This is a genomic window from Streptomyces sp. NPDC001108, from assembly GCF_053598535.1.
Genome location: NZ_JBSFKL010000001.1, coordinates 321,205 through 347,847, shown reverse-complemented (window position 1 = coordinate 347,847; position 26,643 = coordinate 321,205). Strand labels below are relative to the sequence as shown.

The window sequence follows — 26,643 nt, the reverse complement described above, 5'->3', positions numbered from 1 at the left end:
CTCGAAGAAACGGACAAATGATGGCAGAGTGACCCACATGGATGATCGGGTAGCGGGTGCCCTGTCACTCCCGGACGACTGGCCCGCCCACCCGGATCTCAGCCTCGCCCTGAACCGTATGGGCAGCTTCGACTGGGATCTCGACAGCGGCCTCATGCACATGGACCGGCCCGCGCTCGACGTGTTCGACCTGCGGCCGGAGGAGTACGACGACCGGCCGGAATCGCTCGCCGTCCGGGTGCCGCCGGAGGAGGGCGAACGGCTCGACGGCATGGTCGCGCGGGCGCTGAGGGGCGGGCAGGCCAACTACGGCGCGTACTTCCGGATCAGGCGGCGCGACGGCGGTCTGCGCTGGACGCACACCCAGGGCTTCATCCGGCGCGACGGCGAGGGCCGCGCCCGCCGGATCATCGGAATCGTCCGCGACGCGACCCAGGAGCTGGCCGACTCCACCGCCCGCCACGAACTGGACCTGGAGCGCCGCCGCCGCACCAGCCTGGTCGACGCCACCACGGCCGCCCTGGCGCACGCCCGGACCGTCGCCGACGTCATCGAGGTGCTGAAGAACTCCCGTGGCCTGGCGCTCCTCGGCGCGACCAGCCTGGTGATGGGGCTGATGGAGTCCGGGCGCATCCATCTGGTGGCGGACGGCCCGGAGGGATCGTTCGTGCCGGGCACCAGGTACACCCGGACGGACGAGCAGTACCCGATGAGCGAGGTGGTGCGCACGCTCGTGCCGCGCTTCATCGACTCCGCCGCCGACTTCGCCGCCTCGTACCCGATCCTGTGGCCGCACATCAGCCACCTCGGCATCACCGCGGCCGCCTATCTGCCGCTGGTCGCCCAGGCCCGTCCGATCGGCGCGCTCGGCCTGCTCTACCGCGACAAGAGCGGCTTCACCCCGGACGAACGGAACCTGCTGATCGCGCTCGGCAGCTCGATCGCGCAGAGTATCCAGCGGGCCATGTTCTACGAGCAGGAGCACGATCTCGCCGAGGGGCTCCAGCAAGCCATGCTGCCCCGCCGGATCCCGGACGTCCCCGGCGCGCAGATCGCCGTCCGCTACCGCTCGGCCCGGCTCGGCCGGGACATCGGGGGCGACTGGTACGACGTGATCCCGCTGCCCGGCGGCCGGGTCGGCACCGTCATCGGGGACGTCCAGGGACACGACACCCACGCCGCGGCCGTCATGGGGCAGCTGCGCATCGTGCTGCGGGCCTACGCGGCGGAGGGGCACAGCCCCGCCACGGTGATGGCGCGGGCCTCGGTCTTCCTGCACGAGCTGGACACGGACCGTTTCGCGACCTGCACCTACGCCGAGGCCGACCTGACGACCGGAGTGGTGCAGCTCGTCCGGGCCGGGCATGTCGACCCGCTGGTGCGCGAGAGCGACGGCGACTGCCGCAGGCTTTCCGTCGAGGGCGGGCTGCCGCTGGGGCTCTCGGCCGAGTTCGGGCGGCTGGAGTACCCGGTCAGCACCGTGGAGCTGGACCCCGGCCAGACCCTGGTGCTCTTCACCGACGGACTCGTGGAACTGCCGGGCGCCGACCTCGACGAGGGCGTGCACCTGCTGACCGCCATGGTGCGCAACGGCCCCCAGGACCTCCAGCGGCTCGCCGACCGGCTCTGCGCGGCGGTCGACGAACGCGGGGGCGAGGACGACGTCGCGGTCCTGCTGCTGCGCCGCAAGGCCGCGCACGCCCCGCAGCCCGGTGGCCGTCTCCAGCAGCACGTCGCCCAGAACGACCCGGAGGCGCTCAGCTCCGCCCGCCACATGGTCCGGGCGGCGGTGCGCGCCTGGGGCGCCAAGGAGCGGGCGGACGAGATCGAGCTGGCCGCCGACGAACTGATCACCAACGCGCTGATGCACACCGACGGCGGGGCCATCGTCACGGTCCGGGTGCTCGCCGGCCCCGAACGGCGCCTGCGGGTCGACGTCGAGGACCGCTCCAGCGCGCTGCCCAGACGGCGTGACGCGGGGGACACCGGGGTCTCCGGGCGGGGGCTGATGCTGGTGGACCGGCTGGCCGACCTGTGGGGCGTGGAGTCCCGGGGCGGCGGCAAGTGCGTCTGGTGCGAGTTCGTCATCCCGGTACCCGGGTGACCGCGTACGCGGCGGACGCCCCGGCACCCGAGTGAAGCCAGGGCCGCACTGTCCGACCGCAACAGATCGCTACATGTCTGTACTTGACCGTAATCGACCATAGCGATTGACTGCGGTTCCGTCGGTTCTGTCTTCCGCCGCCTTCCGGCGACGCCGCGCCCCCATGAGGACCCGTTGGACACTGAGCTGCTGGCCCCGCTCGACCTGGCCTTCTGGCACCTCGAATCCGCCGCCCATCCGATGCACCTGGGCGCGCTGGCGGTCTTCGACCCGGCCACGCCGCCCGCCGCGGACGCGGAGGCGGTGCTGGCCCTGCTGGGCAGCCGGGCCGCGGCCATCCCACGGCTGCGGATGCGGGTCAGGGACGTGCTGCTGCCGGTCGGCGGGGCCGCCTGGTTCACGGACCAGGACTTCGACGTCCGCCGGCACGTCCACCGGTTACGGCTGACCGGGGCCGCCCCGGGGGAGGAGGACGGCGACGCTTTCATGGCCGGTGCCACCCGGCTCGCCGGGGAACTGATGGAACGGCCCCTCGAACGAGGGCTGCCGCCCTGGCAGATGTACCTGATCGACGGCGCCCCCGGCGGCCCCTTCGCGGTGCTCGTCAAACTGCACCACGCGCTGGCCGACGGCATGCGCGCGGTCACCATCGGGTCCGGGATCTTCGACGAGATCGCCGCCGGGCACGCCCCGGTCGGCCGGTCCCGCCCCGCTCCGTCCCGCTCCCGGCCGCCCGGCCCGCTCGCGCTGCGCCGGATCGAGGACCTCGGGCGCGCCTTCGGCGTCGGCGCCTCCATGGTGCGGGCCAGCCGGCTGGACCCGCGCGGCACCCCCGCGCTCACCGCGCCCTCCAGCGGCACTCGGCGGCTGGCCACCGCCGACCTGGACCTCGACGCCCTCCGCCGCATCCGCCGCGCCGCGTGCGGCACCGTCAACGACGTCCTGCTCGCGGTCGTCGCCGGGGCGCTGCGCCGCTGGCTGGGCGAGCGCGGTGAACCCCTGCCCGGCCAGGACCCGCGCGCCCTGGTCCCGGTCTCCCGGCGCAGGCCCGGCCGGTCCGCGACGAGCGGGAACCTGCTCTCCGGCTATCTGCTCGACCTCCCGGTCCGCGACCCCGACCCCTGGCGGCGGCTGGACGCCGTGCGCTCCGCCATGGACCGCAACAAGGCAGCGGGCCCGCTGCGCGGCGCCGGGGCGGTCGCCGTCCTCGCCGACCAGCTCCCCTCGCTGGCCCACCGCTTCGGCGCCCCGTTCGCCCAGGGAGCGGCCAGGATGCTCTTCGACGTCCTGGTCACCAGCGTTCCCCTGCCGCGCTCGGCGCTCTCGCTGGGTGGCTGCCCGCTGCGCGCCGTCTACCCGATGGCGCCCCTCGCCCGGGGCCAGGCGCTCGCCGTCGCGCTCGCCACGTACGGCGGCCGGGTGCGGGTCGGGCTGGTCGCCGACGGCGAGGCGCTGCCCGACCTGGAGCGGCTGGCGCGCTGCGCCGACGAGGAGGTGGCGGAGCTGCTCGCGCTGCTGCCGTCCGTCGCGGCCCCCCGCCCCGGACCCGTCGAACAACCATAGGAGCCGTCCAGAGATCGGACAGATTTCCCGAGAACTGCCGGATCTGATGGCAGCCCGGGTGTTGACGTGCCCGAGTGATCCGATGAATATTCGCTCTGTGCAGGAAGCGATCATCGGGGAGGGCGGCGGAAGCATGCGGCGCAACACGCTGGGAAAGAGCGCGGTGGAGATCACCGAGCTGTCCTTCGGGGCCGCCGCCATCGGCAACCTCTACACCGCCGTCGACCCGGAGAGGGCCACCGCCGCCGTCGACGCCGCCTGGGACGAGGGCGTCCGCTACTTCGACACCGCGCCGCACTACGGGCTCGGCCTCTCCGAACGGCGGCTCGGCGAGGCCCTGCGCCACCGCCCCCGCGACTCGTACGTCCTGTCCACGAAGGTGGGGCGGGTGCTCGACCCGCTCCCCGCCGGGGCCGCTGCCGGACCCGGCCCCGACGGGCTCAGCGAGGGCTTCGCCGTCCCCGCCACCCACGTCCGGCGCTGGGACTTCAGCGCCGAGGGCGTCCGCCGCAGCATCGGGGAGAGCCTGGAACGGCTCGGTCTCGACCGCATCGACATCGCCTATCTCCACGACCCGGACGACCACGCCGGGGCCGCCTTCGACGAGGCGTACCCGGAGCTGGAGAGGCTGCGCGCCCAGGGCGTCGTCGGAGCCATCGGCGCCGGGATGAACCAGACCGCGATGCTGACCCGCCTGCTGCGCGACACCGACGCCGACGTGGTCCTCTGCGCCGGGCGCTACACCCTCCTCGACCAGTCCGCCCTCGACGAGCTGCTGCCCGAGGCCGCCGCCCGGGGCCGCTCCGTGGTCGTCGGCGGGGTCTTCAACTCCGGACTGCTCGCCGACCCCCGCCCCGGCGCCACGTACGACTACACCACCGCCCCGCGCGCCCTCGTGGACCGGGCGCTGCGCATCAAGGCCGTCACCGAACGCCACGGCGTCCCGCTGCGGGCCGCCGCCCTCCACTACCCGCTCGCCCACCCCGCCGTCGCCGGAGTCCTCGTCGGCACCCGCTCCCCGGGCGAGGTGCGCGACGCCGCCGACCTGCTCCGCCGCGCCGTCCCGGACCAGCTCTGGGAGGAGCTGCGCGCCGAGGGCCTGCTCACCGAGAACGGAAACTGACATGAGAATCGCCCTGCACACCAAGGTCCGGGCCGACCGCATAGCGGAGTACGAGGCCGCCCACCGCGAGGTCCCCGCCGAACTCACCACCGCGATCCGCGCCGCGGGCGCCACCTCCTGGACGATCTGGCGCAGCGGCACCGACCTCTTCCACGTGATCGAGTGCGCGGACTACGCGGCCCTCCTCGCCGAACTCGAACAGCTCCCGGTCAACGTGGCCTGGCAGGCCCGGATGGACGAACTGCTCGACGTCGCCCACGACTACTCCGCCGAGGGCGCCGGGGCCGGCCTCCCGGTCGCCTGGGAGCTGTGACATGACCACCGGACCGGGCATCGTCGACGCCCACCACCATGTGTGGGAGCTCGCGGTACGGGACCAGGACTGGATCACCGGCGAGGAACTCGCCCCGCTCCGCCGCGACTTCACCCTCGCCGACCTGGAACCCGAGGCCCGTGCCGCCGGGGTGCGCGCCACCGTCCTCGTCCAGACCGTCACCGTCGCCGAGGAGACCCCCGAGTTCCTGGCCCTCGCCCACGGCAGCGACCTGGTCGCCGGGGTCGTCGGCTGGTGCGACCTGACCGCACCCGACGTCGCCGACACCCTGGCCGCCCTGCGCGCGCTCCCCGGCGGCGACCGGCTCGTCGGCATCCGCCACCAGGTCCAGGGCGAACCCGACCCCGGCTGGCTGCTCCGCCCCGACGTACTGCGCGGACTGCGCGCCGTCGCCGACGCCGGTCTCGTCTACGACCTCGTCGTCCGGGCCCACCAGCTGCCCGCCGCCGTCCGGGCCGCCGAACTGGTGCCCGGACTGACCTTCGTCCTCGACCACGCGGGCAAACCCCCCATAGCCACCGGCGAACCGCGGCCCTGGGCCGACGACGTACGGGCCCTCGCCGCCCGCCCCAACACAGTCTGCAAGCTCTCCGGGCTGGTCACCGAGGCCGATCCGCGCGGCTGGACCGTGCACGACCTGCGCCCGTACGCCGACACCGTCCTCGACGCCTTCGGGCCCGACCGGCTGATGTTCGGCTCCGACTGGCCCGTCTGCCGGCTCGCCGCGACGTACGGAGAGGTCGTCGACACGGCGTACCGCCTCACCGACACCCTCGGCGAGAACGAGCGCGCCCAGGTCCTCGCCACCACCGCCGAACGGATCTACCGGCTCTGACAGGCGCCCCGCCGGGCTCTTTGGCAGTCTGGAACCATGCCCGAACTGCCGGAGGTCGAAGCCCTGCGGATCTTCCTCGACGACCATCTGGCCGGCCGGGAGATCGACCGCGTCCTGCCGCTCAACATCAGCGTGCTCAAGACCTACGACCCGCCGCTCACCGCCCTGCACGGCGCCACGGTCACCGGCCTCGCCCGGCACGGAAAGTTCCTGGACGTCGAGGCCGGGCCGCTCCACCTGATCACCCACCTCGCCCGGGCCGGCTGGCTGCGCTGGAGGGACTCCTTCCCCGCCGTCCCGCCGCGCCCCGGCAAGAGCCCCCTGGCCCTGCGCACCGTCCTCACCGGCGGCGACGGCTTCGACCTCACCGAGGCCGGCACCACCAAACGCCTCGCCGTGTACCTGGTGCGCGACCCCGCCGAGGTGCCCGGCATCGCCCGGCTGGGCCCCGACCCGCTCGACGACGCCTTCGACCGCGACACGTTCGCCGCCCTGCTCGGCCGCGAGCGCCGCCGCCTCAAGGGTGCCCTGCGCGACCAGTCGCTCATCGCCGGCATCGGCAACGCCTACAGCGACGAGATCCTGCACGCCGCGAAGATGTCGCCGTACCTCCTCACCACCGACCTCACCGAGGACCGGATCACCCGGCTGCACACGGCCCTGCGCACCACGCTCGACGACGCGGTGGCCCGCTCCGCCGGGCTCGCGGCCAAGGACCTCAAGTCGGAGAAGCGGAGCGGGATGCGGGTCCACGGGCGCACCGGCGAGCCGTGCCCGGTCTGCGGCGACACCATCCGCGAGGTGTCGTTCAGCGACTCCTCGCTCCAGTACTGCCCGACCTGCCAGACCGGCGGCCGGCCGCTGGCCGACCGCCGGATGTCCCGGCTGCTCAAATGACCGCGACGGAGAGCGGATCCGTGCCTCGACCGGTCCCCGCGGCCCGATGTGCGCTCTACACTCCGGCCATGCTCCGCGTACTCGCCGTCGACGACGAAGAACCCGCCCTGGAGGAACTCCTCTACCTCCTGCGCGCCGACCCCCGCATCCGCAGCGCCGAGGGGGCCACCGGCGCCACCGAGGCACTGCGCCGCATCGGCGGCGCCGTCGAGGCGGGCCCGGACGACCCGGCCGCCATCGACGTCGTCTTCCTCGACATCCACATGGCGGGCCTCACCGGCCTCGACGTCGCCCAACTGCTGGCCGGATTCGCCGCACCCCCGCTCATCGTCTTCGTCACCGCCCACGAGGGCTTCGCCGTCCAGGCGTTCGACCTCAAGGCCGTCGACTACGTGCTCAAACCCGTACGCCGCGAGCGGCTGGCCGAAGCCGTGCGCCGGGTCGCCGAACAGGTCGGCGACCGCACCGCCCCCGTGCTCGACACCCCCGGCGACCAGATCCCCGTCGAACTCGGCGGAGTCATCCGGTTCATCCCCGTCGACGACATCGCCTACGCCGAGGCCCAGGGGGACTACGCCCGGCTGCACACCGCCACCGGCAGCCACCTCGTCCGCGTCCCGCTGACCACCCTGGAGGAGCGCTGGCGGTCGAGGGGTTTCGTCCGGATCCACCGCCGCCACCTGGTCGCCCTCGGCCGGATCGACGAACTCCGCCTCGACGCGGGCAGCATGAGCGTCCGCATCGGCACCGCCGAACTCGCCGTCAGCCGCCGCCACACCCGCGCCCTGCGCGACCTGCTGATGCGCCAGACCGGCCGCTGACCACCTCCCGCCGGAATCCGGCCTTCCCACGGCGGTCCGGGGCTGCGTACACTCCGGCCCCATGTCCGCAGAGCCAACACCCCGGCGCGAAGTGGTGACGGGGGAGCCCCGGCGGGTGCGCCCGCTGCCGCGCTACCGCACCCAGTCGGAGATCGACGAGCAGACCGCGCTCGGCGGCGCGTACGTCCGCTCGCTGATGCGCGGACAACTGCGGGCCGGACTGACCGCGTTCACCGTCGTCGCGGTGGTCGTCGCCACCCTGCCGCTGGTCTTCGAGGCCCTGCACAGCTCGGCGCTGGTCTGGGCGGTCCTCGGCTTCGCCGCCTACCCGCCGCTCACCCTCATCGCCTGGTGGTACGTGCGGCGCGCCGAGCGCAACGAACGCGACTTCGCCCGGCTCGTGGAAGGCCGCCCCACCCCGTGAGCCGTACGTACGCGGTGGCGGCGGTCGCCGTCGTCGTCCTCGCGACCGTGCTCGTCGGCGGTTTCGGACTGCGCATCTCCCGCACCACCTCCGACTTCTACGTCGCCTCGCGCACCGTGCGCCCCCGGCTCAACGCCGCTGCCATCAGCGGCGAATACCTCTCCGCCGCCTCCTTCCTCGGCATCGCCGGACTGGTCCTCGTGCACGGCCCGGACATGCTCTGGTACCCGGTCGGCTACACCGCCGGGTACCTCGTCCTGCTGGTCTTCGTGGCCGCTCCGCTGCGCCGCTCGGGGGCGTACACCCTGCCCGACTTCGCCGAGGGGCGGCTGGAGTCGCGGACGGTGCGCAGACTGGTCAGCGTCTTCGTCGTCGCCGCGGGCTGGCTCTACCTCGTCCCGCAGCTCCAGGGCGCCGGCCTCACCCTCAAGATCCTCACCGGGGCGCCCGGCTGGCTCGGCGACGTGCTCGTCGCCTCCGTCGTCGTCGTGGCCGTCGCCGCGGGCGGCATGCGCTCCATCACCTTCGTCCAGGTCTTCCAGTACTGGCTCAAGCTGACCGCGCTCCTGGTCCCCGCGATCTTCCTGGTCCTCGCCTGGCGGGGCGACGGCAGCCCCCGGGTCACCTTCACCGAGCAGCTCCCCGTCTTCCGCGCCGAGCACCCGATGTACGCCACCTACGGGCTGATCGTCGCCACCTTCCTCGGCACCATGGGCCTGCCGCACGTCGTCGTCCGCTTCTACACCAGCCCCAACGGCCGCGACGCCCGCCGCACCACGGTCGCCGTCCTCGCCCTCATCGGCGTCTTCTACCTGCTGCCCCCGGTCTACGGGGCACTCGGCCGCCTCTACGCCCCCGAGCTGGTCCACGGCGGGGACGCGGACGCCGCCGTCCTGCTGCTGCCCGCACGCGTCATCGGCGGGCTCGGCGGCGACCTGCTCGGCGCGCTCATCGCCGGGGGCGCCTTCGCCGCCTTCCTCTCCACCGCCTCCGGGCTCACCATGGCCGTCGCCGGGGTCATCACCCAGGACGTGCTCCCCTCCCGCGGGGTCCGGCACTTCCGGCTGGCCACGCTCCTCGCGATGTGCGTGCCGCTGGCCGGTTCGCTGCTGGTCAGCCGGGTGCCGGTGGCCGACTCGGTGGCCATGGCGTTCGCGGTCTCCGCGTCCTCCTTCTGCCCGCTGCTCGTCCTCGGGATCTGGTGGCGGCGGCTCACCCCGCCCGGAGCCGTCGCCGGACTGCTCCTCGGCGGCGGCTCCGCGTTCCTGGCCGTCACCATCACCGTCAGCGGCGCGGTGGAGCCGCCCGGCTGGCCGCACGCACTGCTCGCCTGGCCCGCCGTCTGGTCCGTACCGGTCGGCTTCCTCGCGATGGTCCTGGTCTCCCTCGCCACCCCGAGCCGGATCCCTCCCGGCACCAACGCCGCCATGACCCGCTTCCACCTGCCCGAAGCGCTCACCTCCGGGAGACACCGATGACCGGAGCCGGCTGGGCGGCACTCGTCCTGCTCGCCCTCCTGCTGCTCGGCGCCGGGTTTCTGCTCGGCCGCCGCACCGCCCGCCCGCTGCGCACCAGCGACGTGGGGACCCCCGTCGAGCACGCCACCTTCGAGACCCTGCACACCGCCTCGCTCGCCGCACCCCCGCTGCGCGCCGGGCTCACCGAGGAGAGCGCCCGCAAGGCCGCCCGACGACTGCGCTCCCTGCTCGGCACCGACGCCCTCTGCCTCACCGACCGCGACCGGGTCCTCGTCTGGGACGGGGAGGGCGAGCACCACGGCCGCCCCGTCATGGACCAGGTCCGCGACCTGCTCGCCACCGGCCGGGACACCGCCTTCCGCAGCGACTGCGACGACCTCGACTGCCCGCTGCGCTGGGCCGTCGCCGTACCGCTCACCGTCGACAACCGGGTGCTGGGCAGCCTGGTCGCCTACGCGCCCCGCGAATCCGCGGTCCTGGCCAGGGCCGCCGGGGAGGTCGCCCGCTGGGCCTGCGTACAACTGGAACTCGCCGAGCTCGACCGCTCCCGCACACAGCTCATCGAGGCCGAGATCCGGGCCCTGCGGGCGCAGATCTCCCCACACTTCATCTTCAACTCACTGGCCGCCATCGCCTCCTTCGTCCGCACCGACCCCGAGCGGGCCCGCGAACTCCTCCTGGAATTCGCCGACTTCACCCGCTACTCGTTCCGCCGCCACGGCGACTTCACCACGCTCGCCGACGAACTCCACTCCATCGACCAGTACCTGGCGCTGGTCCGGGCCCGGTTCGGCGACCGCCTCGCGGTCACCCTCCAGATCGCCCCCGAGGTGCTGCCCGTCGCCCTGCCGTTCCTCTGCCTCCAGCCCCTGGTCGAGAACGCCGTCAAGCACGGCCTCGAAGGGGCGGTCCCCGCGGCCCGGAGCGAGGCCGGCACCGGCGGCACCTCCGGCGCCGAGGGGACCAGGAGCGCGACCCGGATCACCATCAGCGCCTTCGACGCGGGCTCCGAGGCCGAGGTCGTCATCGAGGACGACGGCACCGGCATGGACCCGGAACGGCTCCGCCAGATCCTGCGCGGCGAGGGCGGCCGCTCCACCGGCATCGGCCTGCTCAACGTCGACGAACGGCTCCGCCAGGTGTACGGGGACGACTACGGGCTCGTCATGGAGACCGGCATCGGCGCCGGGATGAAGATCACCGTACGGCTGCCGAAGTACCGCGCCGGGGTGCACGGCTCATGACCGGCGGCGCTCAGTGGAGATGGATCGCCAGATGACCCAGGGGCAGCCCCAGTTGCCAGGCCGGAGTCCAGACCTGGGCCGCGTCCTGCGCCGGGTCGGAGAGGTCCGGCCGCTCCTCCGGCGGGGCCGGGGGCGGCGAGCCGATCGCGTCCAGGTCGGCCGCCAGCAGTTCCGTCTCCTCCAGCCACCGCCAGGCGGCCCGCGCCAGGCGCAGGTCCGGGTCCCCGCCGGCCGCCGGGTGCGCGCCGAGCGCGTCCAGCCGCTCCCGGACCCAGCCGGACCAGGCCGCCCCGTACGCCGTCAGCAGGATCAGCTCGTCCAGCCGGGCGGCGGACAGCGCCTCGGGCACCGCACCGCCGGAGAGGAAGACCGTGAGCGCCAGGGCGTCCCGCCCGGCCCGGTACTCCAAGGTGGCCGGCTCCATCAGATCGCCGGTCCGCAGCATGGTGTCGGCGACGTACTCCGCGTACATCCAGTCCATCGGGACCAGCAGCCCGCCACCACCGGTTCCGTCCTGACGCTCCGGGCCCATCCTGTCGTGCCTCTTTCTCTGTTCGATACCGCGCTTCAGGGAGCATTGAACCGGGGGAGTGCGCCCCGCGTGGCCAGAAGTACCGGATCCGTCGGGACCGGATCCGCTCACGATGCGAGGATGCGATGACCGCCGACCCCGGGGAGGGCACGCACGTGCGGCATGTGCTCGGCGCCTATGTACTCGACGCGCTCACGGACGGCGAGACCCGCGAGGTCTCCCGGCACCTTCAGTCCTGCGACCGCTGTGCCGCCGACTACGTGGCGGCCGCGGAAGCGGTCTCGCTGCTCGCCCTGGTGCGTGAGGAGGACCTGCTGGAGTAGCCGGGCAGGCTGCGGGAGAGCCGGCGCAGCGCGTAGTACGACCGGGACTTGACCGTGCCGGCCGGGATGCCGAGCACCTCGGCCGTCTCGTCGACGGTGAGACCGCGGAAGTACATCTGGACGAGGACCGCGCGGTGTTCCGGGCTGAGGGTGCGCACCGCCTCGCGCACGTCGAGCGCGCAGACCGTGGCCTCCGCGGTGTCGGTACCGGTCGCGGTGGTCTCCAGCACCGCGTCGCCGACCTCGGCCGGCCGGGCCTGCCGGGACCGGCGCGCGTCGATCGCCAGCCGCCGGGCCACCGTGAAGAGCCAGGGCCGCATCGACTCGTACGGGGCGTCGAACGCCTCCGGGTGCTGCCAGGCCCGCACCAGCGTCTCCTGGAGCAGGTCCTCGGCCCGCTGCCGGTCGCCGAAGGTCAGCCCCAGCAGGAAGTGGAGCAGGGCGGGCCCGTGGTCCCGCTGGAGCGCGGCGATGGCCCGCTCGTCGGTCGTCGTGGTGGTCATCGTGAACGCCCTTTCCGCCGAGGCCCCTGCCGCCGCACTGCCGATTCGCGTATCCGAACGCATCGGGGCGCCGAGGAACAGGCGACGGGCGGTTCTCTGCGACGAGCGGTCGCACAGTGCGGCGAGTGGTGCGGTGAACGGTCGGGCGGCGGCGCGGGCGGCCGCCGCCCGACGGCCCCCGACCGGCCGCCCGGTGACCCGGTCAGCGCTGCTCCGGGGTGGCTTCCGGTGCCTTCGCCATCTCCGACTTCCGGTACGAGTAGCCGAAGTAGATGACCAGGCCGACCAGGAACCACACCACGAACCGCACCCAGGTCTGCCACTGCAGGAAGGTGATCAGCCAGAGGGAGAACACCACCCCGAGGGCCGGGACGAACGGCATGCCGGGGGTACGGAAGGTGCGCGGCAGCTCCGGCCGCTTGTAGCGCAGCACGATCACCGCGATGCACACCACCACGAAGGCCAGCAGGATGCCGATGTTCGTCAGCTCGGCCGCCTCGCCGATCGGCAGGAACCCGGCGATCAGTGCCGAGGCCGCGCCGACGATCCAGGTCACCCGGGTCGGCACGTGCCGGGTCGGGTGGGTCTTGGCGAACCACTTCGGCAGCAGCCCGTCGCGGCTCATCGAGAACCACACCCTGGTCACCCCGAGCATGAAGGTGAACATCACGGTGAGGATGCCGATGATCGCGCCGACCGCGATCACATCGGCGAGGCTGCTGAGCCCCACCGACTTGAACGCCGTGGAGAAACCGGACTCCGGGTCGATGTCCTTGTAGTTCTGCATCCCCGTCAGCACCAGGCACGCCGCCACGTAGAGCACCATCGAGATGGCCAGCGAGTACACGATCGCCTTCGGCATGTGGCGCTGGGCGTCCTTGGACTCCTCGGCGGCCGTCGACATGGCGTCGTAGCCGAACACCGCGAAGAACACCGTGGCCGCGCCGGTGAAGGCCCCGCTCACCCCGAACGGGAAGAACGGGTTGTAGTTGGCGGTGTTGATGTGGAACACCCCGACCCCGATGACCAGCAGCACGACCAGCACCTTCAGCACCACCACGACCGTCTCGAACCGGGCGGCGTTCTTGATGCCGAGGGTCAGCAGGTACGCGACGAGCAGACAGAGCAGCGCGGCGAACAGGTCCACCTTGTGGCCGTCGCCGGTGCCGGGCGCGCCGAGCATCCACTTCGGCACGTCGAGCCCCACCTCGCCGAGCAGGAAGCTGAAGTAGCCGGAGATGCCGATCGCGACCACCGCCACGATCGCCGTGTACTCCAGCAGGAGGTCCCAGCCGATGAACCAGCCCACCAGCTCGCCGAGGACCGCGTACCCGTAGGTGTACGCGGAGCCGGCCTTCGGGATCAGGCCCGCGAACTCGGCGTAGCTGAAGGCGGCCGCCGCGCTCGCCAGACCCGCGATGAGGAAGGAGACCAGCACGGCGGGGCCGGCGGTGCCGTTGGCCACCGTGCCGGCGAGGGTGAAGATGCCGGCGCCGATGATGCCGCCGACGCCGATGGCGGTGAGCTGCCACAGCCCGAGGGTTCTGGTGAGCTGGGAGACTGCCCCGCCCTCGGGGCCCTTCTCGTCGATCTGCTCGATCGGCTTGCGGCGCAGTACGCCCTCGCCCACTCGGAGCCTTGCCATGAGTCACCTCTCCACCGACGGCTGTCCCTGACGGGCGCTCATGATGGCTCAGGTGGGGCTGGTGCGAAAGAAGGCGTGCCGTCGGACGGAATGGATGATTCCGTATCTTTTCCGCGGGTTCGTCCGGACCGGTCCGAGCGGGTACGCGCCCCGGTCCGTTCCCCGGTCTGTTCCTCGGTCCCGGTTCGGACCGGAATCGTCAGGGAACCACCGTGACGGGCCAACGACCCGCCTTGACCAGCCGTACCGCGACCGAGCCGATGAAGCGGTGACCGGCCGATTCCGAGGCGCCCACCACCACGGCATCGGCCTTCAGCTCGTCCGCCGCGGCCACCAGTCCGTTGTACGGATCGCCGCGGAAGGTGTGGAACTCCCAGCGCACGTTCCAGGTGTCCTTGATCCGGTGCGTCGCCTCGCGGATCTCGTCCACCAGCCCCTGGGCGACCTCGCCGGTGGCGTCGGCGATCGGCGCGCCGAGCGCGGCCCCGGCGGAGAGCACGGGCTGTACGTAGACCAACGCGAGCACGGCACCCTGGCGCCGGGCCAGGCCGGCCGCGTACGCCGCCGCCCGCATGGAGGAATCGGAACCGTCCAGGCCCGCGACGATCACTTTCGGGCCGTCCGTGCCACGTTCGAACTGATGGGGCTGCCGTTCTGTCACGGCAGTGAGGCTATCCGTAGGCTGCGCCACCTGCGGAGAGGGGTCACGACGTACGTCGCCCCGGGTCCTGGGGAAGGACCCGGGGCGACGTGCCGTCCGTCCGGCACTGCCCTGCTGTCAGTGCGCGCGGCGCTCCTCGCGGTGACGCGCCATCACGGCGGCTCCGGCGACGGCGGTCACTGCCGGCGCCGCGCCGACCGCCGTCGTGGCGGTGCTCATCCGGTCGACGGCGCCGCCGGGCCTCGCGTCCCGGTCGACCCTCGCGGCGACGGACCCGTCACGTGTGACGGTGACCGTGCCGAGGGCGCCGGAACCGGCGGTTGCGGTGGTGGGGCACCCCCGGGCGGCCAGGGTGGCCTGGCGTCCCGGCGGGGTCACCGACGGAGCGACGGTGACCCCGGTCGCGGGCGACGCGCCTCCCGACGCCGCCGCGTACGCGTACGCGGCCGGATTCGTCGGGACGAGAGCGGCGGCGCCGAGCAGGGCGACGGGTGCTACTCGTATCGAGCGCATGGGTGAGTCCTCCGGGTCCCCGAGGAGCACTTGCGGAACGAGTTTCCACAGAGTGTCAGAAATGCACCTCGACGGGCCACACGCTAGGAGTCGCCCGGGGGCGCCGCGAACCGGGTGCTCCGCCCGGGGCACCGGCGTCCCCCGGGCGGAGCATCGGACGCGGCCGGGACCGTCCCGGCGGATCGGCCTCAGCCGCCGGTGGCATGCGGGAACAGATCGAAGAACGGCTCGGCGGTGGCCGAGATGTCCCGGCCGAACGGGGTGTCGAAGTCCCAGATCAGGAAGAGCAGAAAGGCGATCAGAACACTGAAGAGACCGGCCAGGAGGAGTTCGCGGAAGGTTCTGCGGATCTGGAGCGTGAACAGCAGACCGACCGTCACCAGGGCACCGGCGATCAGGCCGAACCAGACCACGCCGGGCATGGTCGCACCGGCGCTCTGGCCACGGGCGCTGCGCGCGTCGTCGGCCGCGGCGACCTGGTCGACGAGTGGCTGATACGACTGCCCCTCGTAGTCGTTGCGCGGGTGGTAATCGGTGACGTCGGCCCGTACCCGGTCCAGCAGGCGGGTCCCCTCGGCGGTGAGGGAACCGTGCTCGCTCATCGCCCGCCACTCGTCGTCGACGACATGGCGCACATAGGCGTCGACATCGGCGCGGATGCGCGAGCGCACCTCCGGCGGGTACGCCGAGGACCGGGCCTGCACCTCGTGCAGGGCCTGGGCCTCCTGGCGTACGTACTCCTGGGCCTCGCCCCGGCCCTCCCAGACGCCCGCGATGGCGAGCCCCAGCACGATCGCGTAGACCACCCCGATCATCATCGTCATGTACTCGATGACGTCGGGGGTCTCGGACGGGTCGTCATCGGCCCGGACCCGGCGGTTGGTGAGGACGGCGATGGTCAGGACGACGGCACAGGCCGCGGTCATGGCCAGGGTGAGAACAAGCCATTCCGACATGTGTTTTCTCCGGAGGTCAGCGGGAGCGGGGGCGCAGTACGGCGACGGCGAACACCGCGGGCGCCGTGATCAGCAGCGTGGTGGTGACCACGGAGCCGCTGTGCCGTACGGTCTTCCGCTCCGGCCTGCGGTAGTGGGGCAGCGCCACCGGGCGCGGCGAGGGTGGCGCGGGGCGCGCCGAGGACGAGGGGGTCGGGTCGGGCGAGGGAGCCGGCGGGGACGGTGGCGCGGGGGGTGGCGGCACCACGGGGCCTGGCGTCGGCCGGGGTGGTGCGGGCCGGGACGGCGGCGGAGGGACGGGCGCGGGCGGGGGGGACGAGGAGGGCGGCGGGGCGGGCGGCGCCGGTGTGGGCGTCGGGCTCGGGAAGCACGGGCCGATTCCCGCCGTGGCGATCCACGACGAGCCGTCACCGGCCTCGCCGACGGAGGCGTACGCGCAACTGTCCGCCCGTGCGGGCGTCGGGGTGCCCAGCAGCCAGAGCAGCGCGAGGGCCGCCCCGAACCGTCCTATGAATGATCCGTACACGAGCCGGAGCATGGACCGGCGCGTCGCGCGACACGCGGTGCGGGGGCGTGATTCGCCTGATGGTGGGGATCTGGAGAAGCCGGTTCCTCGGTGGCCGCGCGCCGGGTGGAAGGGTATCGGCGCAGGTGGCGGCGGCTTTCCATGCCCTGGCCGGGGTCCTGGCCGGAGTGGTGGCCAACCCGGTTGTCTGGTAAGGGAGTTGCTGCCGTGGCCGGTCGGGGTGTGGCAACGGGCGGGGGAGCGGCCGTGGAAGGGCGGGGCGCGGAGGGGTGTGGCGCCCGCCAATGCCGTATTGGTAAAGAATGCTGCCAATAAAGTCGGTGACCGTGGTTTTACCGAACGCAATCGAAGCGCCACTCCCGTGCGACCGGACAAGGCGTGTCGTCCGGTCCGTCCCATTTCCCGCGCGATAAAACCGGTGCCGTGCCCGGATATAACAACGGCCGGGCCAGGAGGGGCGGATGGGTCGATGGCCCGACGCCCGCCCGATCGGTACCGAATGTCACACGTAGCGACGGGTCGGTTGCACATGCCAGTGGTGTGTGACCAATAACGGACGGCTAATTTCCGTTTCCGCTCGCTCTCTTGGCGGACGATCAGTAGCCTCTGGTCAACACTGACCATGAACATGGCCGGATCGCCGTAGCGACTTGTTGGAGACTTTGATGGAGCGTCCCGCTTGGGCACCGCGAGGCATAGACATTTCGGTGCCGAGCGTGTCCCGCATGTACGACTTCTATCTGGGCGGCTCGCACAATTTCGAGGTGGACCGGGAAGCCGCCCGCAGGGCCATGGAGTTCATGCCGGGGCTGCCCAAGATCATGCAGGCGAATCGCGCCTTTATGCGCCGAGCCGTGCGATACGCGGTGAGTGAGGGCATCACCCAGTTCCTGGACATCGGATCCGGAATACCGACCTTCGGCAATGTGCACGAAGTGGCCCAGGCGGCCGACCCGGAGGCCCGGGTGGCGTACGTGGACCACGACCCGGTCGCCGTCGCGCACAGCCGGGCCGTGCTGGAGGGCAACGACCGCGCGGTGATCGCCGCCGAGGACCTCCGCCGCCCCCAGGAGATCGTGAAGAACCCCGAGATAACCGGACTTCTCGATCTGGACCGCCCGGTGGCCCTGCTGCTCGTCGCCGTGCTCCACTTCATCGAGGACGCCGACGACCCGCTGGGCTCCCTCGCCGAACTGCGCGAGGCCCTCGCCCCCGGCAGCCTCGTCGTCCTCACCCACGCCTCGTACGAGGGCATACCGCTCAGCCGGGAGGAAGCCGGCGGCACGGTCGAGGTCTACAACAGCATCCGAAAGCCCCTGGTCATGCGGTCCCATGACGAGATCGCGCGCTTCTTCGAGGGATACGAAATGGTCGAGCCCGGACTGGTGCAGATGCCGCACTGGCGCCCGGACACCCCGGTCGTCGCGGAGCAGGAGGACCCCTACGCGTTCTCGGGCTTCGCGGGAGTGGGACGCAAGGCGTGAGCATCCCCGCCCAGTCGTCGGGCACACCGGACACGGAGCCCGACGGTCCCGAGGGCCGGCTCCGAAGATTCGCCACCATCTGGAGCCGGGCCATCTTCCCCTCGACGGCCACCTCCCTGACCCGCGCCGAGTTCGAGCAGCATCTGCTGCCGCTGGCCCGCGCGCTCAGTTCCGTCCTGCACGCGCACCCCTTCGACGCGGCCCCCGCCGCCGAGGTCGGCGGAGCGCTCGTCGCCGCGCACTGCACCGACCCGGAGGCGCTCAGCAGCACGCTCGGCGTCGTCGACGCGTATCTGGTGCTCTACTGCGGCAGCGACGGCACCACCACCCTGCCCGCCGAGGACGGCCGGGCCCGCTGCGCCCGCATCCAGCACGCCCTCGCGGCCGGCTTCACCCGGGCGCTGCGCGAACGCACCCGGTCCGAGCAGGAGGCCATCGCCCGCTCCGCCCTCACCGCCCGGACGGAGGCCGAACTCGCCCTGCACGCCACCGAGACGCGGTTCCGCGCCGTGTTCAAGGACGCGGCCATCGGCATCGGCATCGCCGACCTGGACGGCAACGTGCTGGAGATCAACGACACCCTCACCCGGATGTTCGGCGGACTCGACCACCATGTGCGCAGCCACAAGGTGAACGAGTGGGTCCACCCCGAGGACCCGCCGTACGTGTGGAAGTACTACGACGAGCTGGTGCGCGGCGAACGCGAGCACTACCGGGTCGAGAAGGCGTTCTACCGCAACGACGGCACCGTGCTGTGGACCAACCTGACGGTCTCCCTGCTGCGCGACACCGAGGGCCGGCCGCAGTACCAGCTCGCCCTGATGGAGGACACCACCGAGCGCCGCCTGCTCAACCTGCGGCTGCGGTACGAGGCCACGCACGACGCCCTCACCGGGCTGCCCAACCGGACGCTGTTCTTCGAGCGGTTGGAGAAAGCGCTCTCCGCCGACGACGGCAACCGCTTCGGCCTGTGCTACCTCGACCTGGACGGCTTCAAGGCGATCAACGACAGCCTCGGCCACGCCTCGGGCGACCGGCTGCTCGTCGAGGTCGCCGACCGGTTGCAGAGCTGTGCCACCGCGCCCGGCGAGATGGTCGCGCGGCTCGGCGGCGACGAGTTCGTGGCCCTGACCACTGGACCCGACACCGAGACCGAGGTCGACGAACTCGCCTGCCGCATCCTCGGCGCGCTGGGCTCCCCGATCCGCCTGGACGGCCGGGAGCTGACCGTGCGCGGCTCCATCGGGGTCGTCGAGGGCCCGGCGGGCGAACGCAACGCCGCCGAGGTGCTGCGCAGCGCCGACATCACCATGTACCGGGCCAAGTCGGCCGGCGGCAACCGCTTCGAGTTCGCCGACGCCGAGGCGGACGCCCGGGCCATCACCCGGCACGGGCTGACCACCGCGCTGCCCGCCGCCCTGGAGCGCGGCGAGTTCTTCATCGAGTACCAGCCGCTGGTCCATCTCGGCGACGGCACCGTGCACGGCGCGGAGGCGCTGGTGCGGTGGTGCCACCCGCAGCACGGGGTGCTGGGCCCGGACCGGTTCATCGCGCTCGCCGAGCACACCGGACTGATCGTGCCCCTGGGCCGCTGGGTGCTGGAGGAGTCGGTGCGCCAGGCCAACTTCTGGCAGAACCGGCACAGCGACAACGGCCGGGTCCGGATCAACGTCAACCTCTCGCCGACCCAGCTCCACCACCCCCGGCTGGTCGCCGAGACGGTCGACGTGCTGGAGCGGTCCGGGCTCGAACCCGAGGCGCTCTGCCTGGAGGTCACCGAGTCCGCGCTCATCGGCGCCGACGACGACCTGCTCAAGCCGCTTCGGCAACTCGCCGAGATGGGCGTCGACATCGCGCTCGACGACTTCGGCACCGGCTACTCGAACCTGGCCAACCTGCGCCGGCTGCCGGTGAGCGTGCTCAAACTGGACCGCTCGTTCACCATGGGCATGCAGCAGCACCCGGCGGACCCGGTCGATCTGAAGATCGTCGAGGGCATCGTCTCGCTGGCGCACAGCCTGGACCTCGCCGTCACGGTGGAGGGCGTCGAGACCGGCGCCCAGGCCGAACAGCTGCGCAAGCTCGGCTGTGACACGGCCCAGGGCTGGTACTACGCCCGCCCCGGCGCCCCGGACCGGATCCACTCGCTGCTGCTGGCCGACGCGGTGTGACCGGACGGGGGTACGGGAGAGCCGCCCGTACCCCCGTCCGGCCGGCTCAGCCGACCGCCAGCAGCATCTTCTGGAGCTCGCGCGCCGCACGCGGCGGGGCCACGTCGCTGCGGTGCGCGAGCGCGATGGTGCGCCGCAGACCGGGCCGGGCCAGCGGCGTCGTCCGCAGCCCGTGGCCGGAGCGTCCGGCGACCATGCTCGGCACCACCGCGATCCCGAGCCCCGCCCGGACGAAGCCCAGCACCGCGTCCATCTCGCCGCCCTCCACCGTGAAGGACGGCTCGAACCCCTCCGCCCGGCAGGCGGCCACCGTCAGCTCCCGCAGGTCGTAGCCGTGCCGGAACATCACCAGCGGCTCGCCCGCCAGATCGGCGATCCGCACCCGGCCGCCCCGCCCCGGCCGGGGCGCCTCGGCCGACGACACCACGACCAGGTCCTCCTGGAGCAGCTCGACCGTCGTCAGCGCGGGCGACGCGGCGGGCAGCGGCAGCACCACCAGCGCGAGATCCAGCGCGCCGCGCGCCAGCTCCCGCACCAGATCGAGCGAGCCGCCCTCCTCCAGCAGCAGCCGGATCCCCGGATGCCGGTCGTGGAAGGCGCGCAGCACGTCGGGGAGCAGGCCGGTGCAGAGGCTGGGCGTCGCACCGAGCCGGACCCGGCCCCGGCGCAGCTGCGCCAGCTCCTGCACCTCGTGGCGCGCGGTGTCCGCGTCCGCGAGGATGCGCCGGGCCAGCGGCAGCAGGGCCTCGCCCGCGTCGGTCAGCGCGATGTGGCCGCGCGCCCGGCTGAACAGCTCCGCCCCCAGCTCGCTCTCCAGCGCCCGGATCTGCTGGGAGAGCGAGGGCTGCGAGACGTGCACCGACTCGGCGGCGCGGGTGAAGTGCAGGGTCTCGGCCACGGCCACGAAATACGTCAGCTGCTGGAACTGCATATACCCACTCTAGCCCGCACGATAGCCATTCCCTATGGAGATCAGCCGTTCCATGTCTTGGACTGATGAGGTCGTTCGGCCCTAGCGTCGTGCGCATGGCATTGGCAACCCGGACGGACCGACGGCCGTCCATGACGCGTACGCTCTGGGACTCGTCCGTCGGCAAGAAGACGGTCATGGCGGTCAGCGGCCTGATCATGCTGGCCTACCTGGTCGTCCACATGATCGGAAACCTGAAGATCTTCTTCGGTCCCGGCGAGTTCGACCACTACGCCCACTGGCTGCGCACCCTCGGCGAGCCCTTCCTGCACTACGAGTGGGCCCTGTGGATCATCCGGGTGGTGCTGGTGGCCGCCGTGGTCCTGCACGCGGTCTCCGCGTACCAGCTCAGCCGCCGCGACATCCGGGCACGGCCCACCGGCTACGTGCACCGCAGACCGCGCGCCGCCTACGCCACCCGCACCATGCGCTGGGGCGGGATCATCCTCGCCCTGTTCATCGTCTGGCACATCCTCGACCTGACGACGGGCACCGCGCACCCCGGCGGCTTCCAGCCCGGCCACCCGTACCAGAACGTCGTCGACACCTTTTCCACCTGGTACGGCAACACGGTCTACATCGCCGCCGTGCTCGCCCTCGGGCTCCACGTCCGGCACGGGCTGTGGAGCGCCGCGCAGACCCTCGGCGCGGGCCGGGCGAGCCGCGACCGGCTCCTGCGGGCCCTCGCCAACGCCCTGGCCGCGGTGCTGACCCTGGGCTTCATCTCCGTACCCGTTGCCGTCATGACCGGAGTCGTGAGCTGACATGACCGACTACGCGCACTACGCGACCGGCGACCCCGTCGCCGACACCAAGGCCCCCGAGGGGCCCGTCGCCGAACGCTGGGACACCCGCCGCTTCCGGGCCAAGCTGGTCAACCCCGCCAACCGCCGCAAGCACACCGTGATCGTCGTCGGCACCGGCCTGGCCGGCGGCTCGGCCGGCGCCACCCTCGCCGAACAGGGCTACCACGTCGTCCAGTTCTGCTTCCAGGACTCGCCCCGCCGGGCCCACTCGGTCGCCGCCCAGGGCGGCATCAACGCCGCGAAGAACTACCGCAACGACGGCGACTCCGTCCACCGCCTCTTCTACGACACGGTCAAGGGCGGCGACTTCCGCGCCCGGGAGTCCAACGTCCACCGGCTCGCCCAGATCTCCGTGGAGATCATCGACCAGTGCGTCGCCCAGGGCGTCCCCTTCGCCCGCGAGTACGGCGGCCTCCTCGACAACCGCTCCTTCGGCGGCGTCCAGGTATCCCGCACCTTCTACGCCCGCGGCCAGACCGGACAGCAACTGCTGCTCGGCGCGTACCAGGCGCTGTCCCGGCAGATCGCCGCGGGCAACGTGGAACTGCACGCCCGTACCGAGATGCTCGACCTGATCGTCGTCGACGGCCGGGCCCGCGGCATCGTCGCCCGCGACCTGATCACCGGGCGGATCGACACCTACTTCGCCGACGCGGTCGTCCTGGCCAGCGGCGGCTACGGCAACGTCTTCTACCTGTCGACGAACGCCATGAACTCCAACGCCACCGCGGTCTGGCGGGCCCACCGCCGCGGCGCGTACTTCGCCAACCCCTGCTTCACCCAGATCCACCCCACCTGTATCCCGCGCACCGGCGACCACCAGTCCAAGCTGACGCTGATGAGCGAGTCGCTCCGCAACGACGGCCGGATCTGGGTCCCGAAGGCCAAGGGCGACGACCGCCCCGCGGCCGAGATCCCCGAGGAGGAGCGCGACTACTACCTGGAGCGCATCTACCCCTCCTTCGGCAACCTCGTCCCCCGGGACATCGCCTCCCGCGCCGCGAAGAACGTCTGCGACGAGGGACGCGGCGTCGGCCCCGGCGGCCAGGGCGTCTACCTGGACTTCGCCGACGCCATCGCCCGGATGGGCCGCGACAAGGTCGAGGAGAAGTACGGCAACCTCTTCGACATGTACGCCCGGATCACCGCCGAGGACCCGTACGAGACCCCGATGCGGATCTACCCGGCCGTCCACTACACCATGGGCGGGCTCTGGGTCGACTACGACCTCCAGACCACGATCCCCGGCCTCTTCGCCATCGGCGAGGCCAACTTCTCCGACCACGGCGCCAACCGGCTCGGCGCCTCCGCGCTGATGCAGGGCCTCGCCGACGGGTACTTCGTGCTCCCCTCGACGATCAACGACTACCTGGCGCGCCACCCGCACCACGACGAGATCGACGCCTCGCACCCCGCCGTGGAGGAGGCCGTCGCCGACACCGAGGACCGGCTCAACCTGCTGCTCTCGGTGAACGGCGACCGCACCCCGGACTCCTTCCACCGGGAGATCGGCGAACTCATGTGGGAGCACTGCGGAATGGCCCGCACGGAGGCCGGACTGCGCACCGCGCTCGCCCGCATCCCCCGGATCCGCGAGGAGTTCTGGCGCCGCATCAAGGTCCCCGGCACCGGAACCGAGTTCAACCAGTCGCTGGAGAAGGCCAACCGCGTCGTCGACTACCTGGAACTCGCCGAGCTGATGTGCCTCGACGCACTGCACCGCGCCGAGTCCTGCGGCGGCCACTTCCGCGAGGAGTCGCAGACCCCCGACGGCGAGGCCGCCCGCCGCGACGAGGAGTTCTCCTACGCCGCCGCCTGGGAGTTCTCCGGCACCGGCGAACCCCCCGTCCTGCACAAGGAAGAACTCGTCTTCGAGTACGTCCACCCCACCCAGCGGAGCTACGCATGAAGCTCACCCTGCGCGTCTGGCGCCAGAAGAACGCCGACGCCCCCGGAGCGATGTCCACCTACGAGGTGGACGGCATCTCGCGGGACATGTCGTTCCTGGAGATGCTCGACACCCTCAACGAACGGCTCATCCTGGACGGCGACGACCCGGTCGCCTTCGACCACGACTGCCGCGAGGGGATCTGCGGCGCCTGCAGCCTCGTCATCAACGGCGACGCCCACGGCCCCGAGCGGACCACCACCTGCCAGCTCCACATGCGGTCCTTCGAGGACGGCGACACCATCGACATCGAGCCGTGGCGCGCCGCGGCCTTCCCGGTCGTCAAGGACCTGGTCGTGGACCGCTCGGCCTTCGACCGGATCATCCAGGCCGGCGGCTACATCTCCGCCCCGACCGGCACCGCCCCCGAGGCGCACGCCACCCCGGTGCCCAAGCCGGACGCCGACTCCGCCTTCGAGCACGCCGAGTGCATCGGCTGCGGGGCCTGCGTCGCGGCCTGCCCCAACGGCTCGGCGATGCTCTTCACCTCGGCGAAGATCAACCACCTGAACGTCCTGCCGCAGGGTGCCCCGGAGCGCGAGACCCGGGTCCTGGACATGGTCGGCCAGATGGACACCGAGGGGTTCGGCGGCTGCACCCTCACCGGGGAGTGCGCCACCGCCTGCCCCAAGGGCATCCCGCTCCCGTCGATCTCGGCCATGAACAAGGAGTGGCTGCGCGCCACCCGCAAGGTGCGCCGCTGACCGGCCGCGGGGCCGGTACGCACGGATTCCCGGTCCCGGGGGCCGCCCACCCCCGGGACCGGGAAGACTCACCGGACGCGGCGGATCAGGACGTCACGGAGATGTCGTCGCCGTAGACCGTGCCCTGCCCGTACCAGCCGTGCAGGTAGACGGTGACCGCGCCGGTCGAACCGGTGGTGAACTTCACCGACTGCTTCGCGTAGCCGCTCGACGAACCCCAGACACTGGCGGTCGCGTCACCGCGCACCCCGAGGTACCCGTAGTTCCCCTGCACCCAACCGCTCAGCGTGTACGTGGTGTTGGGGGACAGGGTGACGGTCTGCGCGCACTCGCCGGTCTGCGAGGCGGTGGCCGCCGCGGCGAGCGCGTGCGTGCCGCCGTGCACCGGGGTGGAGACGACCGCGCCGCCCGCGCCACAGGTCCAGGGGCTGAGCGAGCCGGACTCGAAGTCGCCGTTGACCAGGACCCCGGTGCCGCCGCCCGGCCCCGGGACCGTCAGCGTGAAGGTGGCGGTGTGGCTCAGGGTGCCGGAGGCCCCGGTCACGTCGATCCGGTACGTGCCCGGCGCCGTGGCGGCCGGGACGGCGATCGCCAGCTTCGCGCTCTCGCCCGCGGTCACCGACGCCGGGCTGAGCGTCGTCGTCACCCCGGCGGGCGCCCCGCTCGCCGTCAGCGCGACGGTCTTGGCGCTGCCCGAGACGACCGCGGTCTTCACCGCCGTCGAGACCGAGCCGCCGGGGGCCACCGTGGCCGAACCGGGGGAGAGGGCGACCGAGTAGTCGTCCGTCACCGGGCCGCTGCCGCCACCGGTGAACGGCGCGAAGGTGTGGCTGAAGTACCAGGTGTCCTGCGCGATCCCGGAACAGGTGTCGCTGCCGCCGGTGCCGGGGCAGCCGCCGTTGTCGCGCTGGAGCGCCCAGAACGACAGGGTGCTCAGCCCCTTGGAGACCGCCCAGTCGTAGACCACCGGGGCGTCCGCGGTGGTGAACGTCTCGGCCGGGCCGTAGTCGTCGATGCCGGGCATCTCGATGATGCCCGCCATGCCCCAGAGCTGCGCCTCGGTCTTCGACGGGTAGAGCTGGGCGAGCTGGTTCTTGAGACCGGTGATCGCCGTCTTGGTGTCCTGCGCCATGTTGTGCGTGGCGCCGTCGTAGTAGTCGAACGTCATGAGGTTCACGACGTCGACCTTGGCGCCGTTGGAGACCGCGTTCTCCAGCACCGCGAGCCCGCTGTCGGCGAGACCGCTCGTGGTGGTGGGCAGGGTGTACGAGATCTGCAGCGGGCGCCCGTTGGCGGCGGCCCAGTCCTGGACCTTCTTGATCGCCTTGTTGCGGCGGTCGATCCCGGCGTTGTTGTCCAGCGAGTTGTCCTCGATGTCCATGTCGAGGCGGGACACGTCGTAGGTCGTGATGACCTTCTCGTACGCGGCGGCGATCGAGTCGACGTTGGTGCAGCTGTCGGCGATCTCGGTGCTCTCGTTGTCGGCGGTGTAGCCGCCGAACGACGGGATCACGTCGCCGCCCCGGGACCGCATGGTGGTGAAGTCGGAGCCGAAGACGGACTGGGCGATGGGGGTGCCGGTGTCGCCGTTCCAGTACGGGGTGCAGGAACCGCGGGCCTCGGTCTGGATGAAGGCCATGGTCAGGTACTTGGCACCGGAGGCCTGCGACAGCGCGGCCGGGCTGTCGCCGTTCCACGCCTCGAAGTAGGGGGCGAAGACATGGGCCGGCATGGGGGTCGCGGCGGTGGGGGCGGCCTCGGCACCGGCACCGGCACCGAGGACCAGTCCGGCGGAGGCGACGGTGGTGGCCAGGGCGCTCAGGACTGCGCCGAGTGCTCTTGGACATCGCATGGGGGATGCTCCCGGGGGTGAGACGACGGGCGGATCGCACGGCTCGGCCGCGCCCGTCGAAGGGCGCGGCCCGTTCCTGTGAATCCCGGCCGGGGGTCACACGCCGCACGGTGTGGAGCGGCCGTGAGGCATGCCCATAATTGGTCTGGACCAGAACGCGGTCAAGAGTCTTTGCCGTTTCATTCCCCATTGCTTGCCGTCCATCAACTCGCCATGTTCCTCGGCG

The 26,643-nt window shown here is 72.2% G+C and carries 25 protein-coding genes; 16 read left to right on the top strand and 9 right to left on the bottom strand.

The genetic code is table 11. From position 1 onward, the window contains the following. The first annotated feature begins 37 nt into the window (after nucleotides 1–37). The 10 genes from ACWC97_RS01510 (at nucleotide 38) to ACWC97_RS01465 (ending at nucleotide 10,823) form a co-directional block, all read left to right on the top strand. Nucleotides 38–2,104 (top strand): SpoIIE family protein phosphatase, encoded by a 2,067-nt coding sequence (locus tag ACWC97_RS01510; RefSeq protein WP_450646727.1) that lies wholly within the window; start codon nucleotides 38–40, stop codon nucleotides 2,102–2,104. 174 nt (nucleotides 2,105–2,278) lie between these two features. Beyond that, entirely contained in the window at nucleotides 2,279–3,667 is a 1,389-nt protein-coding gene (locus ACWC97_RS01505) for a wax ester/triacylglycerol synthase family O-acyltransferase (protein WP_352280228.1), read from the top strand. 133 nt (nucleotides 3,668–3,800) lie between these two features. Further along, nucleotides 3,801–4,790: an aldo/keto reductase gene (locus tag ACWC97_RS01500; protein WP_450647450.1), complete on the top strand. Its 990-nt coding sequence runs from the start codon at nucleotides 3,801–3,803 to the stop codon at nucleotides 4,788–4,790. Nucleotide 4,791: 1 nt separating this feature from the next. After that, nucleotides 4,792–5,103 (top strand): L-rhamnose mutarotase, encoded by a 312-nt coding sequence (locus tag ACWC97_RS01495; protein ID WP_450646725.1) that lies wholly within the window; start codon nucleotides 4,792–4,794, stop codon nucleotides 5,101–5,103. 1 nt (nucleotide 5,104) lies between these two features. Further along, nucleotides 5,105–5,959: an amidohydrolase family protein gene (locus ACWC97_RS01490; RefSeq protein WP_450646723.1), complete on the top strand. Its 855-nt coding sequence runs from the start codon at nucleotides 5,105–5,107 to the stop codon at nucleotides 5,957–5,959. Nucleotides 5,960–5,995: 36 nt separating this feature from the next. Then, nucleotides 5,996–6,856, top strand: coding sequence for an Fpg/Nei family DNA glycosylase (locus tag ACWC97_RS01485; protein WP_450646721.1), 861 nt, complete (start codon nucleotides 5,996–5,998; stop codon nucleotides 6,854–6,856). A gap of 68 nt (nucleotides 6,857–6,924) precedes the next feature. Further along, nucleotides 6,925–7,677, top strand: coding sequence for a LytR/AlgR family response regulator transcription factor (locus tag ACWC97_RS01480; protein WP_352280232.1), 753 nt, complete (start codon nucleotides 6,925–6,927; stop codon nucleotides 7,675–7,677). Between the two features lie 61 nt (nucleotides 7,678–7,738). Beyond that, complete coding sequence (locus ACWC97_RS01475) at nucleotides 7,739–8,101, top strand: hypothetical protein (RefSeq protein WP_352280233.1); 363 nt, start codon at nucleotides 7,739–7,741, stop codon at nucleotides 8,099–8,101. Further along, nucleotides 8,098–9,579 (top strand): sodium/solute symporter, encoded by a 1,482-nt coding sequence (locus ACWC97_RS01470; protein WP_352280234.1) that lies wholly within the window; start codon nucleotides 8,098–8,100, stop codon nucleotides 9,577–9,579. The genes ACWC97_RS01475 and ACWC97_RS01470 overlap by 4 nt, the downstream gene beginning before the upstream one ends. After that, complete coding sequence (locus ACWC97_RS01465) at nucleotides 9,576–10,823, top strand: sensor histidine kinase (RefSeq protein ID WP_352280235.1); 1,248 nt, start codon at nucleotides 9,576–9,578, stop codon at nucleotides 10,821–10,823. Before ACWC97_RS01470 ends, ACWC97_RS01465 begins: the two co-directional genes overlap by 4 nt. Before the next feature lie 10 nt (nucleotides 10,824–10,833). Here ACWC97_RS01465 and ACWC97_RS01460 read toward each other — a convergent pair whose 3' ends face one another. Next, nucleotides 10,834–11,355 (bottom strand): hypothetical protein, encoded by a 522-nt coding sequence (locus ACWC97_RS01460; RefSeq protein ID WP_352280236.1) that lies wholly within the window; start codon nucleotides 11,353–11,355, stop codon nucleotides 10,834–10,836. Nucleotides 11,356–11,480: 125 nt separating this feature from the next. On the opposite strand from ACWC97_RS01460, the gene ACWC97_RS01455 reads away from it, so the two are divergent. Further along, a complete protein-coding gene (locus ACWC97_RS01455; RefSeq protein WP_352280237.1) occupies nucleotides 11,481–11,678 on the top strand; it encodes a zf-HC2 domain-containing protein in 198 nt (65 codons plus the stop codon). On the opposite strand, the gene ACWC97_RS01450 is transcribed toward ACWC97_RS01455, so the two are convergent. The 6 genes from ACWC97_RS01450 to ACWC97_RS01425 form a co-directional block, all read right to left on the bottom strand. Further along, the gene (locus tag ACWC97_RS01450) at nucleotides 11,612–12,181 is read right to left on the bottom strand and encodes a sigma-70 family RNA polymerase sigma factor (RefSeq protein WP_352280238.1); all 570 of its coding nucleotides are present in this window, start codon (nucleotides 12,179–12,181) and stop codon (nucleotides 11,612–11,614) included. The two genes, ACWC97_RS01455 and ACWC97_RS01450, sit on opposite strands and share 67 nt — an antisense overlap. A gap of 202 nt (nucleotides 12,182–12,383) precedes the next feature. Beyond that, on the bottom strand, nucleotides 12,384–13,826 hold the full coding sequence (locus tag ACWC97_RS01445; RefSeq protein WP_352280239.1) for an amino acid permease: 1,443 nt from the start codon (nucleotides 13,824–13,826) through the stop codon (nucleotides 12,384–12,386). Nucleotides 13,827–14,025: 199 nt separating this feature from the next. Then, nucleotides 14,026–14,487 (bottom strand): universal stress protein, encoded by a 462-nt coding sequence (locus ACWC97_RS01440; protein WP_352280240.1) that lies wholly within the window; start codon nucleotides 14,485–14,487, stop codon nucleotides 14,026–14,028. Nucleotides 14,488–14,604: 117 nt separating this feature from the next. Next, nucleotides 14,605–15,000, bottom strand: a complete 396-nt coding sequence (locus ACWC97_RS01435) for a hypothetical protein (protein WP_352280241.1) — start codon at nucleotides 14,998–15,000, stop codon at nucleotides 14,605–14,607. A gap of 188 nt (nucleotides 15,001–15,188) precedes the next feature. Next, nucleotides 15,189–15,956 carry a bestrophin-like domain gene (locus ACWC97_RS01430; protein WP_352280242.1) on the bottom strand — a complete coding sequence of 256 codons (768 nt, stop codon included), beginning with the start codon at nucleotides 15,954–15,956 and terminating at the stop codon, nucleotides 15,189–15,191. A gap of 16 nt (nucleotides 15,957–15,972) precedes the next feature. After that, nucleotides 15,973–16,482: a hypothetical protein gene (locus ACWC97_RS01425; protein ID WP_352280243.1), complete on the bottom strand. Its 510-nt coding sequence runs from the start codon at nucleotides 16,480–16,482 to the stop codon at nucleotides 15,973–15,975. A gap of 665 nt (nucleotides 16,483–17,147) precedes the next feature. Between ACWC97_RS01425 and ACWC97_RS01420 the strand changes: the two genes are divergently transcribed. Both ACWC97_RS01420 and ACWC97_RS01415 read left to right on the top strand, forming a co-directional pair. Continuing rightward, nucleotides 17,148–17,966, top strand: coding sequence for an SAM-dependent methyltransferase (locus tag ACWC97_RS01420; protein ID WP_352280244.1), 819 nt, complete (start codon nucleotides 17,148–17,150; stop codon nucleotides 17,964–17,966). Beyond that, entirely contained in the window at nucleotides 17,963–20,137 is a 2,175-nt protein-coding gene (locus ACWC97_RS01415) for a putative bifunctional diguanylate cyclase/phosphodiesterase (RefSeq protein WP_450646716.1), read from the top strand. The genes ACWC97_RS01420 and ACWC97_RS01415 overlap by 4 nt, the downstream gene beginning before the upstream one ends. 46 nt (nucleotides 20,138–20,183) lie before the next feature. Here the strand turns inward: ACWC97_RS01415 and ACWC97_RS01410 are convergent, their stop codons facing one another. After that, the gene (locus ACWC97_RS01410) at nucleotides 20,184–21,068 is read right to left on the bottom strand and encodes a LysR family transcriptional regulator (RefSeq protein ID WP_352280246.1); all 885 of its coding nucleotides are present in this window, start codon (nucleotides 21,066–21,068) and stop codon (nucleotides 20,184–20,186) included. Nucleotides 21,069–21,163: 95 nt separating this feature from the next. On the opposite strand from ACWC97_RS01410, the gene ACWC97_RS01405 reads away from it, so the two are divergent. The 3 genes from ACWC97_RS01405 to ACWC97_RS01395 are packed head-to-tail and all read left to right on the top strand — an operon-like array spanning nucleotide 21,164 to nucleotide 24,565. After that, on the top strand, nucleotides 21,164–21,871 hold the full coding sequence (locus ACWC97_RS01405) for a succinate dehydrogenase (RefSeq protein WP_352280247.1): 708 nt from the start codon (nucleotides 21,164–21,166) through the stop codon (nucleotides 21,869–21,871). A gap of 1 nt (nucleotide 21,872) precedes the next feature. After that, nucleotides 21,873–23,822, top strand: coding sequence for a fumarate reductase/succinate dehydrogenase flavoprotein subunit (locus tag ACWC97_RS01400; protein ID WP_450646714.1), 1,950 nt, complete (start codon nucleotides 21,873–21,875; stop codon nucleotides 23,820–23,822). Next, entirely contained in the window at nucleotides 23,819–24,565 is a 747-nt protein-coding gene (locus tag ACWC97_RS01395; RefSeq protein WP_352280249.1) for a succinate dehydrogenase/fumarate reductase iron-sulfur subunit, read from the top strand. Before ACWC97_RS01400 ends, ACWC97_RS01395 begins: the two co-directional genes overlap by 4 nt. A gap of 85 nt (nucleotides 24,566–24,650) precedes the next feature. Here the strand turns inward: ACWC97_RS01395 and ACWC97_RS01390 are convergent, their stop codons facing one another. Further along, a complete protein-coding gene (locus ACWC97_RS01390; RefSeq protein ID WP_352280250.1) occupies nucleotides 24,651–26,417 on the bottom strand; it encodes a glycosyl hydrolase family 18 protein in 1,767 nt (588 codons plus the stop codon). Between the last annotated feature and the right edge of the window lie 226 nt (nucleotides 26,418–26,643).

Bases quoted from the DNA above. Each gene is read 5' to 3' on its own strand.
- ACWC97_RS01400 (WP_450646714.1), top strand. From the start codon at position 21,873: ATGACCGACTACGCGCACTACGCGACCGGCGACCCCGTCGCCGACACC.
- ACWC97_RS01430 (WP_352280242.1), bottom strand. From the start codon at position 15,956: ATGTCGGAATGGCTTGTTCTCACCCTGGCCATGACCGCGGCCTGTGCC.
- ACWC97_RS01395 (WP_352280249.1), top strand. From the start codon at position 23,819: ATGAAGCTCACCCTGCGCGTCTGGCGCCAGAAGAACGCCGACGCCCCC.
- ACWC97_RS01500 (WP_450647450.1), top strand. From the start codon at position 3,801: ATGCGGCGCAACACGCTGGGAAAGAGCGCGGTGGAGATCACCGAGCTG.
- ACWC97_RS01460 (WP_352280236.1), bottom strand. From the start codon at position 11,355: ATGGGCCCGGAGCGTCAGGACGGAACCGGTGGTGGCGGGCTGCTGGTC.
- ACWC97_RS01490 (WP_450646723.1), top strand. From the start codon at position 5,105: ATGACCACCGGACCGGGCATCGTCGACGCCCACCACCATGTGTGGGAG.
- ACWC97_RS01455 (WP_352280237.1), top strand. From the start codon at position 11,481: ATGACCGCCGACCCCGGGGAGGGCACGCACGTGCGGCATGTGCTCGGC.
- ACWC97_RS01405 (WP_352280247.1), top strand. From the start codon at position 21,164: ATGGCATTGGCAACCCGGACGGACCGACGGCCGTCCATGACGCGTACG.
- ACWC97_RS01445 (WP_352280239.1), bottom strand. From the start codon at position 13,826: ATGGCAAGGCTCCGAGTGGGCGAGGGCGTACTGCGCCGCAAGCCGATC.
- ACWC97_RS01495 (WP_450646725.1), top strand. From the start codon at position 4,792: ATGAGAATCGCCCTGCACACCAAGGTCCGGGCCGACCGCATAGCGGAG.
- ACWC97_RS01510 (WP_450646727.1), top strand. From the start codon at position 38: ATGGATGATCGGGTAGCGGGTGCCCTGTCACTCCCGGACGACTGGCCC.
- ACWC97_RS01480 (WP_352280232.1), top strand. From the start codon at position 6,925: ATGCTCCGCGTACTCGCCGTCGACGACGAAGAACCCGCCCTGGAGGAA.
- ACWC97_RS01410 (WP_352280246.1), bottom strand. From the start codon at position 21,068: ATGCAGTTCCAGCAGCTGACGTATTTCGTGGCCGTGGCCGAGACCCTG.
- ACWC97_RS01485 (WP_450646721.1), top strand. From the start codon at position 5,996: ATGCCCGAACTGCCGGAGGTCGAAGCCCTGCGGATCTTCCTCGACGAC.
- ACWC97_RS01465 (WP_352280235.1), top strand. From the start codon at position 9,576: ATGACCGGAGCCGGCTGGGCGGCACTCGTCCTGCTCGCCCTCCTGCTG.
- ACWC97_RS01450 (WP_352280238.1), bottom strand. From the start codon at position 12,181: ATGACCACCACGACGACCGACGAGCGGGCCATCGCCGCGCTCCAGCGG.
- ACWC97_RS01475 (WP_352280233.1), top strand. From the start codon at position 7,739: ATGTCCGCAGAGCCAACACCCCGGCGCGAAGTGGTGACGGGGGAGCCC.
- ACWC97_RS01390 (WP_352280250.1), bottom strand. From the start codon at position 26,417: ATGCGATGTCCAAGAGCACTCGGCGCAGTCCTGAGCGCCCTGGCCACC.
- ACWC97_RS01435 (WP_352280241.1), bottom strand. From the start codon at position 15,000: ATGCGCTCGATACGAGTAGCACCCGTCGCCCTGCTCGGCGCCGCCGCT.
- ACWC97_RS01420 (WP_352280244.1), top strand. From the start codon at position 17,148: ATGGAGCGTCCCGCTTGGGCACCGCGAGGCATAGACATTTCGGTGCCG.